The sequence below is a fragment of the Streptomyces sp. NPDC001549 genome, from assembly GCF_042894025.1.
GTDB classification, from domain to species: Bacteria; Actinomycetota; Actinomycetes; order Streptomycetales; family Streptomycetaceae; genus Streptomyces; species Streptomyces kutzneri.
In genome coordinates, this window is record NZ_JBIAVJ010000015.1 from 80,082 (window position 1) to 100,238 (window position 20,157).

Here is a 20,157-nt window from a genome sequence, read left to right on the forward strand (position 1 = left end):
CCGTGACCAGGATCGTCTGCGTGGCCGGGGCCCGGCCCAACTACATGAAGATCAAACCGGTGATGGACGCACTGGAGCGCCGCGGCGCCGAGGTGATCCTCGTCCACACCGGACAGCACTACGACGAGTCGATGAACGACGTGTTCTTCCGCGACCTCGGCATCCGCCCGCCCGACCGCTACCTGGGCGCCGGATCCGGCAGCCACGCCCAGCAGACCGGGCGGGTCATGGCCGCCTTCGAGCCGCTGATCGGCGAACTCGCCCCGGACGCGGTCGTGGTGGTCGGGGACATCAACTCCACCCTCGCCTGCGCCCTCGTCACCGCGAAGGCCGGCCCGCTGCTGGCCCATGTGGAGGCCGGGCTGCGCAGCCGTGACTGGAGCATGCCCGAGGAGGTCAACCGGGTCGCCACCGACCGGCTCAGCGACTACCTGCTGGCACCCTCGCCCGACGCCGCCGTGAACCTGCGGGCGGAGGGCTACCGGGAGGACCAGATCCACGTCGTCGGCAACGTCATGATCGACACCCTGCTCGCCAACCTGGACCGGGCCAGGCGCTCGGACATCCTGGACCGGTACGGGCTGACCCGCGGCGGCTACGGCCTGGTCACCCTGCACCGGCCGGCCAACGTGGACGACCCCGGGGCGCTGCGCGGCCTGCTCAAGGCCCTGGGCGAGATCGCCGACCGCTGTCCGCTGCTGCTGCCCGTGCACCCGCGGGCCGCCGAGCGGCTGGCCGAGCTGGGCGTGCCGGGCGGCATCCGGCTGGTCCCGGCCGCCGGATACCTCGACTTCATCGCCCTGCAGGACTCCGCCCGCGTCGTGCTCACCGACTCCGGGGGCATCCAGGAGGAGACCACCGCCCTGGGGGTGCCCTGCGTGACCCTGCGGGAGAACACCGAGCGCCCCATCACCGTGGAGGAGGGCACGAACGTGCTGGCGGGCACGGACCCGGAGCGCATCACCGCCACCGTGAACCGGGTCCTCGACGATCCGCCCGCGCCGCGCTGCCCCGGACTCTGGGACGGCCGGGCGAGCGAGCGGATCGCCGCGGTCCTGCTCGACGGACCGCCCGCGCACACCCGGCCGCGCCCCACCGACCTCGTGTCGCACGGGGCGGCCACCGATCGACAGCACGTGCTGTAAACGCAATTCGAAGGGGAAGACCATGGATCTCGCGGAGATCTGGCGGGTCATGCGCAGGCGCTGGTACGTCCTGCTGCCCGGACTGCTGATCACGGCGGCGCTCACCGCCGCCGTGTACCTGCTGGTCCCGGTGGAGTACCGGTCGCAGAGCACGGTGACCCTGCTGAACTCGAAGAAGGCCACAGTGGCCTTCGACGGCAACCCCTTCCTGAGCACCCAGGCCTCGCTCACCGGCATGGCCGACGGCCTGGCCCGCAACCTCAACTCCGACGACGCCAAGGCCGACCTCAAGTCCCTGGGCGTCACCGGAGTGCACGAGGCGAAGATCGCCGACAACGCGCTCGGCCCCTACATGTGGCTGAGCGTCGTCGGGACCGACCAGGCCGCCGTGCTGAAGTCGGACGAGATCCTCACCACGTACGCCGAGAAGCGGCTGCTGGAGTTCCAGACCCAGCAGTCGGTGACCCCCGACGCCATGATCCGGATGGCCACGATCGTGCCTCCCCAGAAGCCGGAGGCACAGACCAAGGCCAGGCTCCAGTTCCTGATCATGGCGGGTGCGCTGGGCTTCGTACTCAGCCTGGTGGCCACCTTCTTCGTGGAGGCCCGGGGGCGCCGGGGGGCGTCGCCCGGCAAGCACCGGCCCGCCCCCGGCGAGGGCGGCGAGAGCGGCGAGGGCACCGACGCCGATGCCGGTGACCCGACGGCCACCCTGCGCATGACCGTCGCCCACCCGGCCGGCTCCGCCGCCGCCTCCCGTACGGCCGGATCGCCGTGACCGGCCCCGCCGCGGACACCGCGAGCACCACCCCGGCGGCCGCGCCCTCGCTGGGGCGCAAGGTCGGCTCCGCCGCCAAGTGGAGCCTGATCAACACCGTGGTCATGCGCCTCGGCAACTTCGCCACCGGCATCGTCCTGGCCCGCTTCTTCCTCGGACCCGAGGCCTGGGGCGTGTACGGGATCGCCCAGACGGTCCTGCTGGTCCTCCTCTCCGCCAACGAACTCGGCGTCTCGCTGGCGATCGTGCGCTGGGAGGGCGACCCCCGCCGCTTCGCCCCGACCGTCCTCACCCTCAGCGCCGCCTCCAGCTGCCTGCTGTACGCCGTGCTCTTCGCGGTCGCCCCCGCGGTGGCCGGGGTGCTCGGCTCGCCCGAAGCCTCCGGCGTCCTGCGGGTGATGTGCCTGTGCGTGGTCCTCGACGGGCTCTCCCAGGTCCCCGCCGGCTTCCTCACCCGGGAGTTCGCGCAGGGCAGGCGGATGGCCGTCGACGGGCTCAACTTCGTCCTCAGCACCGCGGTGACCCTGCTGCTCGCGGTCGAAGGCTGGGGCGCCATGAGCTTCGCCTGGGGATCCGTGGTGGGCAACGTGGCCGCGCTCATCGGCTGCTGCCTCGCCGCCCCCGGCACCCTGAAGTTCGGCTGGGACCGGGAACAGGCCCGCGCGCTTCTGAAGTTCGGACTGCCGCTCGCCGGTGCCAGCATGCTCGCCCTCGGCGTGGTCAACGTGGACACCATGGTGGTGGGCTCGGCCCTGGACCCGCTGGCCCTGGGCTTCTACGTGCTCGCCTTCAACATCTCCGGCTGGCCCGTGCGCATCATCTCCGAAGCGGCCCGCCGCGTCTCCTTCGCGGGCTTCTCCCGGCTGGCCGACTCGCCGCAGGCACTGGCCGCCGGATTCGCCCGCGCCCTCGGCGTCGTGATGGCCGGCACCGTCCCGATCTGCGTCCTGCTCGCCGCACTCGCCGCCCCCGTCGTCGAGCTCGTCTACGGTGAGCGCTGGCTGCCCGCCGCCCGGGCCCTGCCCTGGCTGATGGCGCTCGGCCTGGTCCGCATCGGCTGCGAACTCGCCTACGACTGCCTGGTGGCCATCGGCCGGCGCCGCTCGCTCATCGGCGTCCAGGGACTCTGGCTGATCATCCTGATCCCGGTCCTCGTGATCGGCGCCCACTCCGGCGGGATCGTCGGAGTGGCCCAGGGCCACGTCCTGGTCGCCGGGGCCGTCGTGGTCCCGGTGTTCCTCCTCGCCCTGCACCGCGGGGGCATCCGGCTGGGCACCGTCGCCCGGGCCTGCGCCTGGCCGCTGCTCGGCGGCGCGGTGATGGCCGCCGTACTCCTCGTCCTGGAGCGGTACCTGGGCGACAGCGTGCTCGCGCTCCTGGCGACCGGAGCCGCCGGCACCCTGTGCTACGTCCTGTGCGTCCTGCCCGGCCGCGCCTTACTCAAAGGGTAGACAGCTGTGACACAGCACCGAAGGCGCCTGACGGCGTGGCTGCTCGCCGGAGTGGTGCTCGCCGTCGTCCTCACCCTTTACCAGGCCGACCGCACCGGCGTGAACGAGCACGCGGCCGCGCCCGGCGCCACCGGGCCCGTCACCCCCTCCGCCACGGACCCGCCCCCGCCCTCGCCCTCGGCCGCGCCGGCCACCTCCGGCCCGCCCTCCCCGACCGCCTCTCCGCCGGCGAGCGAACCGCCGCCCACCACCCCCGCCTGCACCTCGCCCGGCACCTGCGGATTCCCCGACGCGAGCACCACCGGCCCGCGGATCGAGCTGGAGCGGCACGACACCGGGAACATGTCCGTCAAGACGGACGGCACGGTCATCAAGGGCTGGGACATCCGCGGGTCCCTCGACATCTACGCCAACGACGTCACCGTCATCGACAGCAGGATCACCTCGACCAACTGGTGGGGGATCAACCTGCGACCCGGGTTCAGCGGACTGAAGGTCCTGCACACCACGATCACCGCCGTGCCCGGCAAGGGCCCCGACAACGGAGGGGTCAACTACGCGGTCTCCAACATGGGCGGCAGCTCGATCGAGGTCGGCTGGTGCGACATCTCGGTGTTCGGCAACGCCCTGTCCATGGGGCAGGGCGATCTGCACGACAACTACGTCCACGACATCGTCGCGTTCCGCAACCAGGGCGGCGAATGGCAGCACACCGACGCCGTCATCAGCGGCGGCGGCAACAAGGGCCGGCTGACCATCCGCCGCAACACGCTGCTCAACTCCACCGCGGTGGACCGGGGCGCCACCGCGGCCGTGGGTCTGTTCGCCGACACCGGAGTGGTCTCCTCCGTCGTCGTCGACGGCAACTGGCTGGCCGGGGGGGCCTACGCCCTCTACGGCGGCGGCCCGGGCGCCACCGGCATCCAGGTCACGAACAACGTCTTCTCCACCCAGTACCACCCGGCCGCCGGGGCCTACGGCGCCGCCACCGCCTGGAACGCGGGCGGCGCGGGGAACGTGTGGAAGGGCAACCGCATGTCCGACGGCAGGCCCGTCGAACCCCCACCCGCCTCCTGACCACCGAGAGGACCGACCGGACATGATGCGCCGGATCGCGCGCGCCCCCTGGGAACTGCTCAAACGGACCTTCGGCTGGCTGGTGCTCTTCGAAGCCAGGAACAAGGTCCTGCTCGCCCCTTCCGCCCTGCGGCTGCGCCGCTTCGAGGACGCCGAGACCCACCGGCTCGCCACCGGCCTGGGCGAGCCCCCGGCCGCCCTGGTCGCCACCGTCATCCCCACCCACCGGCGCCCGGAGGCACTGCGCGCGGCGGTCCGCTCCGCGCTCGGCCAGACGGTCACCGACCAGGTGGTCATCGTCGTCGACGACGGCGCGGGCCTGCCCGAACTCCCTGACGACCCACGCCTGTTCGCGGTCTCCCTGGCCCGCAACACGGCGACCGCCGGAGTCGTGCGCAACGTGGGGATCCGGCTGACCAGGTCGCGCTACGTGGCCTTCCTCGACGACGACAACCTCTGGGAGCCCGACCACCTGGAGCAGGCCCTGGCCACGCTGGAGGCTCCCGACGGGCCCGACGCCGTCTACACCGCACTGCGCAGGGTGCTGCCCGACGGCACCGACCGGGACGTCCTCTCGGTGCCCTTCGACCGCCGCCGCGCCGCCCACGAGGCCTTCCTGGACACCAACGCCTTCGTGGCGCGGCGCAACCGGTCCCTGTACTTCAGCCGGCTGCGCCGCCCCCCCGAGGTGCTGCCCCGCGAGGACTGGGAGCTGGTCCGGCGCTACGGCCGCCGCCACGAGGTGCGCCACCTGCCCCGGGCGACCGTCCGCTACCTGGTCAACCCGGACAGCTTCTGGACCAGTTGGGACAGCCCTTAGGGCTTGCAGAGAATCAACCTGTGATCGAACACCCTGCATGACCTGGTCTGTCAAGAGCTGAAACACCCAGGTTAATTCTCTGCAAGCCCTTAGCCTTCCTCGTACGTGATGCCGTGCCACCCGGCGATCCGGTTCAGCCGCGCCGGATCCATCCGGCCGTCGACAGTGATCCGCGGCCCGGCCTCGATCACGTCCTCGACGAAGCACTCGGTCCGGGCGTGGCCCTCAGCGCGGACGGGCTGGCCAGGGCCTTCGCGGCCGCCAGGCTCGCGGGCCGGCCGAGCACCGCACGGGAGGTCTCCCGCAGCAGTACGGCCGCCCGGAACGCGGCGGTCGCCGCCGCACCGTTCCGGCGCCCGTACAGCCGGACCCGGTTGAGCGTCAGCAGGGTCCACAGCCGGGGCGACACCCGCGAGTCCCCGCCCAGATGGGTGGCCGTGGCCGCGGGCTCCAGCCGGGTGACGAAGCCGAGGTCCCGGGCCCGCAGGCAGTACTCGGTCTCCTCCGAGTACAGGAAGAAGGACTCGTCCCAGTCCCCGCACGCCTCCAGGCACTCCCCGGACAGGGCCATCAGCGCGCCCGTCGCCCAGTCCGCGACCGTGGCCCGCTCGTACGCGGACGGATCGGTGACCATCTCGCTCCAGCGCGGGAACCGCCCGGCCCGGCGATTGCCGAGCACCGCCTCGCCGAGCGCCCGGGTCACCCGCGACTCGCGGCGCAGCGAGAGCAGCAGCGTACGGCCGTCCTCCTCGTACAGCAGCGGGACGCTGATCCCGACCCGGCCGCCGCCGGGCGCGCCCGTGCCCAGCGCGTCCACGAGCACCTTGGCGCAGCCCTGCCTCATTCGGACGTCCGGATTGCAGACCAGGGCCGCCCGGAAGCCGCCCTCCCACGCGGCCGCGGCCCCCAGGGCGGCGTTCACCCCGGCCGCGTAGCCGGCGTTGCGGCCGGTCTGGACGACCGTCGCGTCCGGCGCCAGGGAACGGATCAGCTCCACGGTGCCGTCGGCCGAGTCGTTGTCGGCGACGACCAGGCGCCAGTCGAGCCCGGCCATGCCCCCGGGCAGCGAGGCGAGGAACTCCGGGAGTACCCCGGCGCTGTTCCAGGTGACGACGAGGACCGCTACAGGGCCGGCACCCGGCTCCGGTCGGCGGGCGGCTGGCTGGCTGAACTGCATGGGGACTCCACGGTTGCGGGCTCCGGCGCCGCGCGCCGGATGAACCCGAGGTAGCTGCCTCCGGCGGCGATCGTCAGGAAGAACACCCCGGCGAACATCGGGAAGCTGAGGGCGTCGAAGGTGGCGGCGATGACGAGGGAGACCAGGGCGGATGCGAAGAACGCCTGCCCCAGCTCCCGGTCCGACTCCGTGCGGGCCAGCCTGCGGATGGCACCGCCCTGGTGGATTCCGGTGAACAGCAGGACCAGGAGCGCGAGCACCCCCACGAGGCCCATCTCCGCCAGGGTGAGCATGTACTGGTTGTCGGTGAAGAAGAACAGTTCGGGCAGGAAGGTTCCGAAGCCCCGCCCGAAAAGCGGCCGTTCGGTGAGATAGGGGACGATCGCGCTGTACTTGACGGTACGGGCCTGGGTGCTGCTGTCGGAGTTCGTCAGGAACGAGGCGAAGAGCGCGGTGATGGTGCCGATCAGCCCGGGGATGATCACCTTGAAGCAGGCCACCGAGCCCATCAGCAGACCGATCGCGGCCCACCTCCGCTCCGGCTTCCAGCGCAGCACCATCACCAGGATCACGATGAGCGCCCCGATGATGGAGGTCCGCGACACCGTCAGCGGCAGCGCGCCGCCCATCAGCACCACCGGCCCCCAGCGACGCCACGCGCGCAGGTGGCGCCGTACCGGATCGAAGGCCTGCTGCACGGCGAAGGGCAGCATGACGGCGAGCATCCCGCCGAACTCCAGGGGCTGCGCCGTGGTGGACCGCGGCCGGGTGAAGGAACCCCGGTCCAGCGTGGTGATCTGGGCGACGCTGGACTGCAGGCCCGGGATGCTGATGCTGTCGGCGATGTTCGTCGCGGTGAAGAAGTCGTAGAAGCCTATGGCGGCCACCACCGACCCCATCACCACGGCCCGGCGCAGCAGCACGTCCAGGCGCTCGCGGTCCTGGATCCCCGCGGACACCAGTACCACCAGGGACACCCAGACGAGCAGCCCGATCAGCCCGCGGTCCGCCGCGAGGACCTCCTTGTGCGAGCTGCCGCGCATCGCGTTCGCGAGGTACGAGGCCAGCACTGAGAAGGCCAGCAGGCACATCACCACCCGCGGCAGCCGGGTGCCGGGGGCGGGCCGGATCCGGCCCGTGATCCACGCCGCCAGGTACCAGAACAGGCACAGCAGCGCGAACACGTTGGCCGGGGTGCCCACCCCGCCCATGCCGGGCAGGGTCAGGTTCGACGGGACGAAGAAGGCCAGCGCCAGATAGCAGCTCAGCAGGGCGGTCGCGTCCAGCTGCCGGCCCCACGGCTTGCGGCGCCCGCGCCCCCGGGCCGGGGCGGCCGCGGCCGCGCGCCTGCGGCGGATCGCCGCCAGCAGGCTGTCCGTCAGGAAGGAGAGCACGAAGGCGGCGGTGGTGCCCACGATGACGACGCCCAGCACCTGCTGGTAGCGGCTCTTCATCTGCGGCACCGGGGTCTGCGGCAGCACCACGGGGGCCGTCTGCACCATGTACGCGGGCTTGACCTTGGCCGCCGCCTGGAGCGCGTTGAGCGTCTCCCCGGCGAACGCGGTCAGCTTGTTGGTCTCCTCCAGCACATTCGCCCGGTCGGTCCCCGTGACGGTCAGCGTGAGCATCGGCCCCGAGGTGTTCGCGGCGAACCCGACCGTGTAGGGATCGGTCACCCCGATGCCCTGCAGGTCCCGCGCCGCGTCCGTCCCCGACAGCGTCCTGATCAGCACGTCCGCGGTGACCACCAGCGAACCGCCGGCGTTCGAGATGGGATTGCCGAAGGCGGGGGCCAGTTCGGCCACCGCCGTCGAGTCGAGCAGCGCCACCGAGCTCTGCGACTGGTAGGCCACCGGCACCGACCGGTACAGGTGCGCCCCCGCGAGCAGACTGATCAGCGTGATCGGCACCATCACGTACCAGCGGCGCCGGAGCACCGCGAGGATCTCACCGATGCTCATGAACACCCCCCGGGCAAGCCGCAATTGATGGCGGACCTACCCGTGTCCTGGAAAGATCGGTCACAACGGAAGGAATCCCTGTGTCGCCTGGTGAGTTGATCCGTGCGCTGCGTCGGCGCTGGTACGTGCTGATCGTGGCGGCGGTGCTCGCGGCCGCCGGAGCCGTGCAAGTGCTGCACCCCACCCAGACGTACCTGAGCACGGCGATCGTCGTGCTCAAGCCGCCGGTGACGGACAACCAGCCCAACCAGCTGGCCAATCTGCAACCGCCGCTCGCCGCCGTCTCCTACGCCGCCGTGCAGCAGCTGGACTCGCCCGAGGGGGCCGACGAGCTGCGCGCCGCGGGGGTGCGCGGCACCTACCGGATGATTCCGCGGAACAGCGGGACCAGCGTCACCCCGCGCTATCTGATCCCCTCGCTCCAGGTCCAGGCGGAGCAGGCCGACCCGGTCGCCGCCGACACGGCGGTCCGGAAGATCATCGAGATCTACACGAAGCACCTGACGGACATGCAGACGCAGCAGGGGGTCCCGGACTCCGCGCGGATGAGCGTGACGCTCCTGGTGCCGCCCACCGCGGTGGTGCAGACCGGCAACAAGAGCCGGGGCCTCGCCGGAGCCGCCCTGCTGGGCGGGGTCGGCGGTGTGGTGGTGGCCCTGTGGACCGACCGGCTCCTGACACGCCGGAGCCGGCGCCGGCGGCGGCACGAGGCCGCCGCCGACGCCGGTCCGGTGGTCCGGGCCGAGGAGCCCGAGCGGACCGCCCTTGCCGGGGCGGCCCGCTGAACACGGCGTTCGAGTCATCAAATCCCTCGACGCTTCCAGGACCGCCACCACAGCCACTCGCGCCCCCGGTCGGCCACGGCCGAGAGCACGAGCGGCTGGAGGTACGGCATGGTGCGCGCCCCGATGCGCCGGCGCCGGAGCAGCGCCCGGTACTCGGCCAGCTTCGTGTAGTCCCCGGGCAGGCACTCCGCCGCGAACTCCACGAGCTCGTCGACCGGTACCACCGCGGTGCGTCCCCGGTCGTACGCCCGGTAGGCGCGCCGCAGCGCGTACCGGGCGAGCCGGGTGCGCGCCGACAGCGCCAGCCGGTCGGCCCCCGGCAGCAGCCCGGAGCACTTGTCGAGCACCGAGTCGAAGGCGACGAGGCGCTGGCGCAGGTCGTCGAGCTGGCCGCCGAAGTCCGTGGTGGACATGTTGTTGCCGTGGACCCGGTAGAAGGCCTGGTCGGCCCCGCGGATGTAGCCCACGTCGGCGTGCGCCGCGAGCCGCATCCACATCTCGATGTCGCCGGCGTGCGGCAGCTCCGGATCGTAGCCCCCGACCTTGCGCTGGAGACTGGTGCGGACCACCACCTCGGGTGAGGTGATGCACCCGGTGCCCTCCCGGAACCGCCGGTCCAGCCACCACCGTCCGGGGTAGACGACCGATCCGGTGCTGCGGGTGCGGGCCGCGGGCAGCGGTCCGCCGTGCTGGAAGCGCAGCGGCCTGCCGTAGCAGAAGCCCGCCTCCGGATGCGCGTCGAGCAGTGCGGCGGCGCGTACCAGGGCGCCGGGGACCAGCCGGTCGTCCGCCGACAGCAGCGCGACGTAGTCCCCGTCGGCCCACTCCAGCAGGCCCTCGTTGTAGGTGGCGATGTGGCCCTTGTTGCTCTCGTGGACCCGTACCTCGATCCGCGGGTCGGCGGCCGCCAGCGCGCGGGCGACCTCCGCGGAGTCGTCGGGCGAGGCGTCGTCGATGATCAGCACGCGCACGTCGACGCCCTCCTGCTCGTCCAGCACGCTCTTGACGCAGTCCGCCAGGAAGTGGCCGTACTTGTAGCAGGGGATCACCACGCTGACCGTGCTCACTGCCCGCTCACCTCCGTGGACAGCCCGGACTGCGCGGCGGCCGGTGCGGTGGTGGTGAAGATCGGGCCGACCCAGTAGTTCACCGAGCCGAAGGTGTTCGTCGGGAAGGCGGTGGCCGCCCCGTACTTGTAGAGCCCGTTGGCGCTGCCGGCCGTGTCGGCCGGGGCCACCAGGGGATAGGAGCGGTGCGCGCCGGTGAAGTAGCCGCCGTCCACGGAGTAGTTGCCGTTCGGTGCGTGGTAGGAGGCCACGTACGTGGCGCCCGCGGTGATCTGGACCGGCGTGGCGAACTGCAGCTGCTGCCAGCCGGAGGTGGTCTCGCTGCCGTAGGTGCCGGTGGCGAGCAGGGTGCCGGAGGCGGACCACAGGCTCCCGGTGTGCGTACCGGTGTTGCCGGGGCCCTTGTAGAAGGTGACACCGGTGACGTAGCCGTTCACCGCGGACTGGAAACGGGTGCCCAGTTCCACGGAGTTGGCGTCGTCACCCACGTTGGCGGTGCTCGGTGTCGCGGCGCCGTTCCACAGGGTGCAGGGGCAGTTCACGGTCGGCGGGCTCGCGCTCGTGGTGAAGTTCCACGTGACCGGCGCGGCCATGGCGTTGCCCCACAGGTCGGAGGCCTGGACGGACGCCGTGTAGGTGGAGTTCAGGGCCAGTTCGGAGGACGGGGTGAAGGTCGCGCTGTTGGACGCGCCCAGCACCTTGGTACCGGGGACGGTGGCGCCGCCGGAGTCCTTGACGGTGAACACCAGGGTGTCCGCGTCGACGGCGTTGCCGAAGGTGGCCGACACGGCCGCCGTGATCTGGGTGCCGGTCGCCGCGGACTGCGGCGAGGTGGTGGTGACGGTGGGCGGGGTCGTGCTCGCGGTGGAGGTGTCCAGGACCGCGTCCACCCAGTAGTTGCTGCCGGACGAGGCGGTGGACGGGAACCCGCCCGCGGCGCTGTAGCGGTAGACGCCGTTGCCGCCGTCGGTGCCGCTCTTGAGCGCGGTGAGCGGGGCCAGGCCCGCGTCGGAGCCGGCGAAGGTGGTGTCGAAGGAGTAGCCGCCGTGCGGGGCGAAGTAGGAGGCGACGTAGGTGGTGTTCGCCTTGACCGGGACCGGCGTGGCGAAGTTCAGCTGCTGCCAGCCGGAGGCCGTCTCGTTGGTGAAGGTGCCGGTGGCCAGGCGCTGGCCGGTGCTGCTCCAGAGGCTGCCGGTGTGGGTGCCGGTGTTGGCGGGGGACTTGTAGAAGCGGACGCCGGTGATCGAACCGGCCACCGAGGAACGGATCTTCACGCCGAGCTCGACGGCGCTGCCGTCACCGGCGTTGACGGTGCCCGGCACGGCCGCGGCGGGCCATACGGTGCAGGGGCACTGCTGGGGTCCCACGGTCAGCGGCACCGTGGTGGTGGCACCGATGTTGACGCTGTCGTCCACCGCGCGGACCTTGATCTGCGCGGTGCCCGGAACGGTCGGGGTCCACTTGTAGCTCCAGGAGCCGAGGCCCGTGGTCGCCTTCCAGGTCGTGCCGCCGTCGGTGGAGACCTCCACCCGGGCGACCACGCCGCCGCCGGTGTCGGCGGCCGTGCCCGTGATGGTCACGGGCCGCAGCGCCGGTACGGTGGCGTTCGCCGCCGGGCTGGTCACCGTCACGGCCGGGCCCACGGTGTCCGTGGAGGCGGTGGAGGCGACCAGGTCGCTCTGCAGGGACCTGGGCTGGACGCCCATGTCGGCGAAGACGTTCACCGTGGCCTGCTGCATCCGCTTGTCGGCGGTGATCACGGCGTCGTCCGGGTTGCCCGTGGGCATGTTGGTCAGGCCCCAGGACCACTGCACCGTGCCGGCGCCGAACACCAGCGCGTGCGAGGTCTGGTCGCGGAAGGCCACCAGGCTGTGCGTCGCGGTGCCGTTCCCGTAGGTGTTGCCGTAGTCCTTGAGGAGCTTGCCGTCCTCGATGTCCACCGTGGTGGAGGACATCGTGATCTGCCCGGCCGGCCGGCTGGCGTTCTCCACGTCGCTGTCCCACTCGTAGCCGAGCGTGCCGGTGGGGAAGGTGGCGGTCTGCGAGGGGGTGAGGTTCGCGACCGTGGTGTTGCGCCACAGCCGCTGCTTGGCGAAGGTGCCGGGCACCGTGATCGCGTCACTGCGGTAGCCGTTGACGCTGAACATCGAGCCCGTCAGCTGGTTCTGCGGCTGGAAGGGCCGGCCGCCCGTGGCGCTGGCCGGGTCCATGAAGGTGCCCGTCCAGATCCCGCTCGGGTCGGGGATGCCGTTCGGCTGGGGGAAGGACAGCTTGGTCTCCTTGTACGAGACCAGGGTCCGGTTGGCGGTGTTGGCGCCGTCGATGCTCGGCGCCAGGCGGGTCTTCCAGAAGACCTCGTTGCCGCTGAAGTACGTCTGGTGTACCCCGGCCCGGCGCGCGTTCAGCGCGTTCGTGAACTGTTCCTGGGTCCAGTACTCGTCGTGCCCGGAGGACAGGAAGACCTTGTGGTTCTGCAGCAGCGTCCCGCCGCGGACCGACATGTCGATGCCGGACATGTAGCTCACGTCGTAGCCGTTGCGCTCCAGCCAGGAGACCATCTGGAACTCGGACCCGTAGATCCCGTTGTCCCCGCCGATGTCCATGGGCCGGTTGTAGCTGACCTCGTACGCCCGCCCGTCCGGGGCGGGGCCGCCGCCGTCGTACAGGTCCTGGCCGCCGTAGTTGTTGTACGCCTGCCAGGTCTGGTCGCTGGTCTGCACGACGATGTCGGAGTGGCTGGAGTCGTTGCGGACGACGAACGGGTACGGCATCACACCGTTGCCGTCCGCCTGGTCGAAGTTGACGACGTAGAGCCCGGACACGGCGTCGGCCGGTACGGTCCACGTCGCGGTGACGGGCCAGTTCCCGCAGTCGACCAGGCCGGTGGCGGCCTTCTTGGTGCAGGCCGCCGGGTTGCCGCCCGGCGCGAAGTTCGCCGGGTACGTCTGGGCCGCCTGGGCGGCGGTCGACAGCAGGCGGGCCCCGGTGCCGCCGTAGTGGCCGAGGCGGTAGACCGAGACCTTGTAGGCGGTCGGCGACTGGATCTTGAACTGCACGGTTTCGCCGGCCTGGACGCTCGTCTGGGCCGGGAAGCCCTTGATGTCGCCGTACGCGCTGGGTGCGAACCAGTCCTCCATCGGCGTGCCGGGCTTGGAGTTCTCGCACACGATCGCGTTCGTGGTGGGACCGCAGGGATCGGCCGCACCGGCCACCGTCGCCGGTGGCAGGACCGTGGCCGTCAAGGCCGCGATCACGGTGAAGAGACCGTAACGGAGCAACCTTGTCCGTCTGTTCATCTGGACCTCATTGTTTGCGTGAGCGCGGGGTCAGCGCAGGGCGTTGCGGAGCGTTTCCACGACCCGCTGCTGCTGGTCGGCGGTGATCTGCGGGAAGAGGGGGAGCGAGAGCATCCGGTCCGCCGCCTGCTCGGCGTGCAGGAAGTCGCCCCGCTCGTGGCCGAGGTGACCGAAGGCCGGGGTCAGGTGGACCGGCGCCGGGTAGTGCACGCCCGCGCCGACGCCCTCCGCGTTGAGCTTGCCGACGACGGTGTCGCGGTCCGCTCCGGTGACCCGTACGACGTACAGGTGCCACACGTGGACATTTCCCTCGGCCGTGACCGGCAGGGTGACCTGCCCGGCGGCGGCGAGGCCGCCCAGCAGCTCGTCGTAGCGGGCGGCGGCGGCCCGGCGGGCCGCGTTCCCCTCGGCCAGCCGGGCCAGCTTCGCCCGCAGCACCACGGCCTGCAGGCCGTCCAGCCGGCTGTTGAACCCGGCCACGTCGTGGCGGTACTTGGCGATGCCGCCGTGGTTGGCCAGGGCCCGGATCAGGTCCGCGCTCTCCTCGTCGTCGGTCACCACCGCGCCCGCGTCGCCGTACGCCCCCAGGTTCTTGCCCGGGTAGAAGCTGGTCGCGGCGATGCCCCCGCTGCCGGGGGAGCGGCCCCCGCGGGTCGCGCCCTGGCTCTGCGCCGCGTCCTCGACGATCTTCACGTGCGCCGGAAGCCCGGCCGCCAGCGCCGCGGTGTCCGCGCACTGCCCGTAGAGGTGGACGGGGACCACCGCGCGGGTGGCCCCGCCCACGGCCTCCAGGGCGGCCCGCGGGTCCATCAGCAGGGTGTCGGGGAGGCAGTCGACCAGCACCGGGCGGGCACCGATCCGGGCGACGGCGCCCGCGGTGGCGATGAAGGTGTTCGCGGGCAGCACCACCTCGTCGCCGACGCCCACCCCGCTCGCACGCAGGGCGAGTTCGAGGGCGTCGGTGCCGTTGGCGACACCCACGCAGTGCCCCACCCCCGCGAAGTCGGCGTACTCACGCTCGAACGCGCGGACCTCCGCACCGCCGATGAAAGCGGTGTCGGCGAGCACACGGTCGAATCCTGCCCGTAATTCCTCGGCGACCTCGGCGTGCGCCGCCTTCAGGTCGACCAGCGGTATCTGATTCATGCGACTGTGCTCCCCATCCGTGTCTCCGGCCAACGGCCGGCCGTCTCCTCGCCATCGGCCCGCAGCTCGTCGAGCGCCGGGCCACCCGCCTCGCGCAGCCGGCGGGCGGGGCTTCCGGCCCACACCTCACCGGGCGGCACATCGGCCAGGACCGTGCTTCCCATACCGGTCAGCGACCAGGCGCCGACCGACGTGCCCTCGCGCACCAGCGCTCCCGCGCCCACGTACGCCCCGCGCCCCAGCCGTACCCCGCCGCCGAGGCGGACGCCCGAGGCGAGCGTGGCGAAGTCCCCGACCCGGTCGTCGTGGGTGAGGACCACGTGCGGCATCACCGCCACGTGGGACCCGAGCCGGACGGCGGCCGTCAGCACGCAGTGCGCGAGCAGGACCGAACCCGCGCCGAGCAGCGAGGACCCCGAGACCACCGCCGTGGGATGGACCACCGTGGCGTAGCGGCTCCCGGGCAGCCCCAGGCGCCGCACCAGGCGGGCCCGTACGGCGTAGTCGCGCGGACTGCCCACGCAGACCACCACCCGGGCCGCCGGCAGCTCGTGCACGAGGTGGCCGCCGCCCAGCACCGGCACCCCGTCGACCTCCCGGCCGTGCAGGCCCGGATCGTCGTCGAGGTGCCCGAGCAGCCGCCACCGCGGAGCCCGGCCGTACGCGGCCGCCGCGGCGGCCGCGTCCCGTACCGCCTGGGCGGTCTCGCGGGCGAACCCGCCCGCGCCGACGATCAGCAGATCCTCGGTCCGCGGCGGCGGGCCGCTCATCCGCCCGCCTGCTCGCGCAGCACCGCCACCACCCGGTCCTGCTGCTCCGGCGTCATCGTGTGGAACAGCGGCAGGATCAGGGAGTCGCGGCTGATCCGCTCGGTCACCGGCAGCGGCGCCGCGCCGTGATCCGCGTACGCGGGCTCCAGGTGCGAGGCCATGATCCCGCGCCGGGCCGAGATCCCGGCCTCGGAGAGCGCCGCGAGCAGTTCGTCCCGGCCCACGGGGAAGTCCTCGGCCGGCAGCACCCAGTACGACTGGAAGTTGCCCTGGCCGTGACCGGGGTCCTGGACCGGCCGCAGTCCCGGGATCCCGCTCAGCAGCTCCGTGTACCGGGCCGCCAGCGAGCGCCGCCGGGCCACGATCTCGTCCAGCTTGCCGAGCTGCACCAGACCGACCGCGGCCTGGATGTCGGTCATCCGGTAGTTGTAGCCGACCTCCAGGTAGCTCTCGACGACCGGCTTGCTGCTCGCGTGGCGCTGCGCGGCGGACACGTTCATGCCGTGCTCGCGCAGCCGGCGCAGCCGCTCCGCCCACTGCGCGTCGTCCGTGGTCAGCATGCCGCCCTCGCCGGTGGTGATCACCTTGCGGGGGTGGAAGGACCAGGCGGCGAGCAGTGCGCCGTGGCCCACCGACTTGCCGCCCACCGTCGCGCCGATGCCGCAGGCGGCGTCCTCCACCAGGGCCACGTCCCAGTCGGCGCACACCGCGCGCAGCGCGTGCACGTCCGCGGGCACCCCGCCCTGGTGGACGGCGATCACCGCCTTGGTCCTCGGGGTGCGGACCGCGTCCACGGTGGCCGGGGTGAGGTTGCCGGTGGCCTCCTCGACGTCCGCGAACACCGGCCGGGCGCCCACGTAGCGCACCGCGTTGGCCGTGGCGATGAACGACAGCGAGGGGACGATCACCTCGTCGCCGGGACCGAGGTCCAGGGCGATCAGGGCCAGGTGCAGGGCGGTGGTGCACGAGCTCACCGCGATGCCGTGCTCGGCGCCCACCCGCTCGGCGAAGGCCCGCTCGAACTCGGCGACCCGGGGACCCTGGGCCACCCAGCCCGAGAGCACCGCGTCGGCGGCGGCCTTCGCCTCCTCCTCACCCAGCCAGGGCACCATCACCGGGATCCGGGCGGGGGCGGCGTCCGGGGCGCTCATCGTCCCGCCTCCGCGGCCGCCGCGTCGGCGGCGCGCTCGGCCCGCCACCACTGCACCAGGTCCCGCAGGCCGGTGCGCAGGTCGATCTCTGCGGTGAAGCCGAGCCGCTCCGAGGCCTGCGAGGTGTCCGCGAGCCGGCGGGTGACGCCGTTCACGGCGCGGGCCGGGCCGTGCTCGGGCACCAGGCCCTCGGCGCCCATCGCCTCCAGCAGGCCGTGCGCGAGCTGGAGCAGGCTGGTCTCGGTGCCGCTCGCGACGTTGAACACCTCGTCGGTCAGGTCCGATTCGGCGGCCAGCAGGTTGGCGCGCGCGATGTCCCGGACGTCGACGAAGTCCATGGTCTGCAGGCCGTCGCCGAGGATCAGCGGAGGCTCGCCCGAGGCGATCCGCTCCATCCAGCGGATCAGCACCTCGGTGTAGAGGCCGTGGATGTCCATCCGGGGCCCGTACACGTTGAAGTAGCGCAGGGCCACGTAGTCCAGCCCGTACATGGAGTGGAAGCTGCGCAGCACCCCCTCGTTGAAGGCCTTCGCCGCACCGTAGAAGGTGTCGTTGTTGTACGGGTGGTGGCGCTCGGCGGTCGGGAACTGCTCGGCCAGGCCGTAGACCGAGGCTGAGGACGAGGCGATCACCTTGCCCACCCCGGCGGCCGCGGCCGCCTCCAGCACGTTGAAGGTGCCGTCCACCATGACCTCGTTCGCCAGCCGCGGCTCCTCCGCGCACTGGGTGATCCGGATGGCGGCGAGATGGAACACCAGCTCGGCGCCCTCGGTCGCCTTGCGCACCGCGGCCACGTCGCGGATGTCGCCCTCGACGAGGTCCACCACCCCGCTCGGCAGGGCGCGGGCCAGGTTGGCGGTCCGCCCCCGCACGAAGTTGTCGAGCACCACGACCTCGCGTGCCCCGTTGTCCACCAGCAGGTCCACCAGGTGCGAGCCGATCGTGCCCGCCCCTCCGGTGACCAGAATCCTCTTGCCTCGTACGCTGCTCAACGCCCTGCCCCCACTGGATCTTCGGTCGTGGTCTTGCGTGTGATCGGACTGCGGAGGGTCAACGCCCGGTGCGCAGTCCGACGACCGCTCCGCGGAACTCCAGGCTCCGGGAGGCGGCTTCCAGGATGTCCAGCACCTTCAGTCCCGCCCGGCCGTCCGTCAGCGGCGGCCGTCCCGTCCTGATGGACGCGGCGAACTCCTCGACCATGCTGCGCAGGGCCTCCTTCTCACCGATCGCGGGCGCCACCATGTCGCCGGTCCGGTAGGAGACGAGCATGTCCCGGCGCTCGTCCGCGCCGATCTCCTGCGGGGCGCTCAGGTCCACCCCGCGGTCGAACACCGCGACGCGCTGGGTGGGGTTGAGGTCGTCCCACACCAGGGTGCGCTTGGACCCGCCGACCATGGTGGTGCGCACCTTGGTCGGGGAGAGCCAGTTGACATGCACGTGCGCGATGGCGCCGGTGCTCAGCTGGAGCGTCAGATAGGCCACGCAGGACTGGCCGGCTCCGATGGGATCGGCTCCGTGCGCGGCGACGGCGACGGGCTGGACGTGGTCCGGGAGGATGAAGTCCAGGACGGACAGGTCGTGGGGGGCCAGGTCCCACAGGACGTCGATGTCCTTCTGGACGAGCCCCAGGTTGATCCGTACCGAGTCCACGTAGTGGATCTCGCCGAGTTCGCCGGAGCGGACCATCTCGCGGATCCGGCCCACCGCCGGGGTGTAGCAGTAGGTGTGGTCGCACATCAGCGTGAGACCGCGTTCCTCGGCCTCGTTCACCAGCCGCAGGCCGTCCTCGTACGTGGCGGCGAGGGGCTTCTCCACGAGGACGTGCTTGCCGGCGCGCAGCGCGGCCAGCGCGACGTCGAGATGCGTTCCCGCCGGGGTGGCCACCGCGACCGCGTGAACCTCCGGGTCGGCGAGGACCGCCTCGTAGTCGCCGGTCGCCTGGACCGTGGAGTACGCGCCGAGCACCTGCCGGGCCCGGTCCACGTTCAGGTCGCAGAGCCAGCGCAGCCGGAACTGATCACTGGACTGGAAGTTGCGGACGAGATTGGGGCCCCAGTAGCCCGCACCGACCACGGCGACACCTAAGGGGGCGGACCCCTTGCCGGTGGCGCCCGCGGCCTGCCCCGCGTCCTTCGCGGTGTCCTTCACGGCGTTTCCCTTCCTTTCGCGCACGCCGGACGGCGTGTCGCCAACCCATGGCCGGGACGCGTGTGAGGGAGGGAAATGCCGTCGACGGCAGCCCGGACGCCTGCGCGTCCGGTGCGTGACCTGCTCAACGGTGATGGCCCCCCACAACCGATGCCCTACGTGATCCGCGTGCTTCGCCCCCCGGCCCGGCCGCCTGTTCCCCACAAGCAGGCCGAACCCGTACCGCCTACCGCCTTTGCCGCTGCCGGACACCGGCGTCGCCGAAGCGTGCCGAATCCGGTCGGCGCCGCTCAATCTAGCCCACCGGGCGTACCCCCGGGCAGAGTTGACGTAATCGCCTGGAGCGGGTGTTCGACCATGCATACTGCCCGGGTGACCAGCATCGTGATACCGGCCCACAACGAAGGGCGGGTCATCGGCCGGCTCCTCGACGCGCTCCTGGCCGACACCTCGGTGTCCGGGCCCGATATCGTCGTGGTGTGCAACGGCTGTACGGACGACACCGCCCGCGTGGCGGCCGGGCGCGGCGACCGCGTGCGCGTGGTCGAGATCCCGACTCCCTCCAAACATGAGGCACTTCGGGTCGGCGACGAGCACGCGCGGGGCTTCCCCCGGCTGTACGTGGACGCCGACGTCGTCGTCGGGGACGCCGACGTACGGGCCTTGGTGGGCGCCCTCGACCGGAACCCGGAGCTGCTGGCCGCCGCCCCCGGCCGGGACATCCCGCTGGCCGGCTGCGCCTGGCCGGTGCGGGCGTACTACCGGGTGTGGCAGCAACTGCCCGCCGTCCGCGAGGGGCTGTTCGGCCGGGGGGTCATCGCCGTGACCGAGGCGGGGCACGCGCGGATCGCCGCGCTGCCCCCGCTGATGGCCGACGACCTGGCCGCGTCGCTCGCCTTCGGGCCCGGTGAGCGGCGCGTGGTCGAGGAGGCCCGGGTGGTCGTCCGTCCGCCGCGCACCTGGTCCGATCTGATCAGGCGGCGGGTCCGCGCGGCGACCTCCTCCGCCGAGTTCGAGCGCTTCCAGGCGGCGCGGCAGACCGAGGCGCCGGAAGAGGCGCGGGAGCGGGCGCCGGAGCGGGCGCCGGAGCCGGTGTCGGAGCGGGCGCCGGAGCCGGTGTCCGAGCAGACCGCGCGGACGGGCACGGCGGATCTGCGCGCCCTGCTGTGGGCCCGACCGGCGCTGCTGCCGGGGGTGGTGGTGTTCGTGGTGGCCGCGCTCGTCGCCCGTCGGGGCTCCCGGAAGGCCATCCGGGACCAGGACTTCTCCACCTGGCTGCGGGACGAGAGCAGCCGGCAGGGCTGACCCCCTGCACCCACCCCACCCCGCCCCGCCTCGGCCCGGGTCGGGTCGGCAGCGGGGGGACGGCCAAATCCGGTCGAACG

16 protein-coding genes are annotated in these 20,157 nt (G+C 72.3%); 7 read left to right on the forward strand and 9 right to left on the reverse strand.

The window, feature by feature from the left end:
• Positions 1–2: 2 nt before the first annotated feature.
• Genes wecB through ACFY04_RS23885 form a run of 5 tightly spaced genes read left to right on the forward strand, consistent with a single transcriptional unit; the run spans position 3 to position 5,271 of the window.
• The gene (wecB, locus tag ACFY04_RS23865; RefSeq protein ID WP_389119426.1) at positions 3–1,145 is read left to right on the forward strand and encodes a non-hydrolyzing UDP-N-acetylglucosamine 2-epimerase; all 1,143 of its coding nucleotides are present in this window, start codon (positions 3–5) and stop codon (positions 1,143–1,145) included.
• 22 nt (positions 1,146–1,167) lie between these two features.
• Positions 1,168–1,923 (forward strand): chain length determinant protein, encoded by a 756-nt coding sequence (locus ACFY04_RS23870; protein WP_389119427.1) that lies wholly within the window; start codon positions 1,168–1,170, stop codon positions 1,921–1,923.
• Positions 1,920–3,374, forward strand: coding sequence for an oligosaccharide flippase family protein (locus ACFY04_RS23875; RefSeq protein ID WP_389119428.1), 1,455 nt, complete (start codon positions 1,920–1,922; stop codon positions 3,372–3,374). The genes ACFY04_RS23870 and ACFY04_RS23875 overlap by 4 nt, the downstream gene beginning before the upstream one ends.
• Positions 3,375–3,380: 6 nt before the next feature.
• On the forward strand, positions 3,381–4,451 hold the full coding sequence (locus ACFY04_RS23880; RefSeq protein WP_389119430.1) for a hypothetical protein: 1,071 nt from the start codon (positions 3,381–3,383) through the stop codon (positions 4,449–4,451).
• A 22-nt stretch (positions 4,452–4,473) separates the two neighbouring features.
• On the forward strand, positions 4,474–5,271 hold the full coding sequence (locus ACFY04_RS23885; RefSeq protein ID WP_389119431.1) for a glycosyltransferase family 2 protein: 798 nt from the start codon (positions 4,474–4,476) through the stop codon (positions 5,269–5,271).
• 187 nt (positions 5,272–5,458) lie between these two features.
• On the opposite strand, the gene ACFY04_RS23890 is transcribed toward ACFY04_RS23885, so the two are convergent.
• Both ACFY04_RS23890 and ACFY04_RS23895 read right to left on the reverse strand, forming a co-directional pair.
• A complete protein-coding gene (locus ACFY04_RS23890) occupies positions 5,459–6,448 on the reverse strand; it encodes a glycosyltransferase (RefSeq protein ID WP_389119433.1) in 990 nt (329 codons plus the stop codon).
• Positions 6,394–8,409 (reverse strand): O-antigen ligase family protein, encoded by a 2,016-nt coding sequence (locus ACFY04_RS23895; RefSeq protein ID WP_389119435.1) that lies wholly within the window; start codon positions 8,407–8,409, stop codon positions 6,394–6,396. The genes ACFY04_RS23890 and ACFY04_RS23895 overlap by 55 nt, the downstream gene beginning before the upstream one ends.
• A gap of 80 nt (positions 8,410–8,489) precedes the next feature.
• Between ACFY04_RS23895 and ACFY04_RS23900 the strand changes: the two genes are divergently transcribed.
• Positions 8,490–9,194: a Wzz/FepE/Etk N-terminal domain-containing protein gene (locus ACFY04_RS23900; protein WP_389119436.1), complete on the forward strand. Its 705-nt coding sequence runs from the start codon at positions 8,490–8,492 to the stop codon at positions 9,192–9,194.
• Positions 9,195–9,211: 17 nt separating this feature from the next.
• On the opposite strand, the gene ACFY04_RS23905 is transcribed toward ACFY04_RS23900, so the two are convergent.
• Genes ACFY04_RS23905 through ACFY04_RS23935 form a run of 7 tightly spaced genes read right to left on the reverse strand, consistent with a single transcriptional unit; the run spans position 9,212 to position 18,772 of the window.
• A complete protein-coding gene (locus ACFY04_RS23905) occupies positions 9,212–10,261 on the reverse strand; it encodes a glycosyltransferase (RefSeq protein WP_373041443.1) in 1,050 nt (349 codons plus the stop codon).
• Entirely contained in the window at positions 10,258–13,557 is a 3,300-nt protein-coding gene (locus ACFY04_RS23910; protein WP_389119437.1) for a DUF4082 domain-containing protein, read from the reverse strand. The genes ACFY04_RS23905 and ACFY04_RS23910 overlap by 4 nt, the downstream gene beginning before the upstream one ends.
• 30 nt (positions 13,558–13,587) lie before the next feature.
• On the reverse strand, positions 13,588–14,703 hold the full coding sequence (locus ACFY04_RS23915) for a DegT/DnrJ/EryC1/StrS family aminotransferase (protein WP_389119438.1): 1,116 nt from the start codon (positions 14,701–14,703) through the stop codon (positions 13,588–13,590).
• Positions 14,700–15,473: a NeuD/PglB/VioB family sugar acetyltransferase gene (locus ACFY04_RS23920; protein ID WP_314250254.1), complete on the reverse strand. Its 774-nt coding sequence runs from the start codon at positions 15,471–15,473 to the stop codon at positions 14,700–14,702. Before ACFY04_RS23920 ends, ACFY04_RS23915 begins: the two co-directional genes overlap by 4 nt.
• The gene (locus ACFY04_RS23925) at positions 15,470–16,624 is read right to left on the reverse strand and encodes a DegT/DnrJ/EryC1/StrS family aminotransferase (RefSeq protein ID WP_389119439.1); all 1,155 of its coding nucleotides are present in this window, start codon (positions 16,622–16,624) and stop codon (positions 15,470–15,472) included. The genes ACFY04_RS23920 and ACFY04_RS23925 overlap by 4 nt, the downstream gene beginning before the upstream one ends.
• Positions 16,621–17,616 (reverse strand): NAD-dependent epimerase/dehydratase family protein, encoded by a 996-nt coding sequence (locus ACFY04_RS23930; RefSeq protein WP_389119440.1) that lies wholly within the window; start codon positions 17,614–17,616, stop codon positions 16,621–16,623. Before ACFY04_RS23930 ends, ACFY04_RS23925 begins: the two co-directional genes overlap by 4 nt.
• A 58-nt stretch (positions 17,617–17,674) precedes the next feature.
• Positions 17,675–18,772 carry a Gfo/Idh/MocA family protein gene (locus ACFY04_RS23935; RefSeq protein ID WP_051880537.1) on the reverse strand — a complete coding sequence of 366 codons (1,098 nt, stop codon included), beginning with the start codon at positions 18,770–18,772 and terminating at the stop codon, positions 17,675–17,677.
• Between the two features lie 372 nt (positions 18,773–19,144).
• Here ACFY04_RS23935 and ACFY04_RS23940 point away from each other — a divergent pair, with 372 nt between their 5' ends.
• Complete coding sequence (locus ACFY04_RS23940) at positions 19,145–20,077, forward strand: glycosyltransferase (protein ID WP_389119441.1); 933 nt, start codon at positions 19,145–19,147, stop codon at positions 20,075–20,077.
• The last annotated feature ends 80 nt before the right edge of the window (positions 20,078–20,157 follow it).

Bases quoted from the DNA above. Each gene is read 5' to 3' on its own strand.
- ACFY04_RS23870 (WP_389119427.1), top strand. From the start codon at position 1,168: ATGGATCTCGCGGAGATCTGGCGGGTCATGCGCAGGCGCTGGTACGTC.
- ACFY04_RS23885 (WP_389119431.1), top strand. From the start codon at position 4,474: ATGATGCGCCGGATCGCGCGCGCCCCCTGGGAACTGCTCAAACGGACC.
- ACFY04_RS23890 (WP_389119433.1), bottom strand. From the start codon at position 6,448: ATGCAGTTCAGCCAGCCAGCCGCCCGCCGACCGGAGCCGGGTGCCGGC.
- ACFY04_RS23895 (WP_389119435.1), bottom strand. From the start codon at position 8,409: ATGAGCATCGGTGAGATCCTCGCGGTGCTCCGGCGCCGCTGGTACGTG.
- ACFY04_RS23910 (WP_389119437.1), bottom strand. From the start codon at position 13,557: ATGAACAGACGGACAAGGTTGCTCCGTTACGGTCTCTTCACCGTGATC.
- ACFY04_RS23915 (WP_389119438.1), bottom strand. From the start codon at position 14,703: ATGAATCAGATACCGCTGGTCGACCTGAAGGCGGCGCACGCCGAGGTC.
- ACFY04_RS23920 (WP_314250254.1), bottom strand. From the start codon at position 15,473: ATGAGCGGCCCGCCGCCGCGGACCGAGGATCTGCTGATCGTCGGCGCG.
- ACFY04_RS23925 (WP_389119439.1), bottom strand. From the start codon at position 16,624: ATGAGCGCCCCGGACGCCGCCCCCGCCCGGATCCCGGTGATGGTGCCC.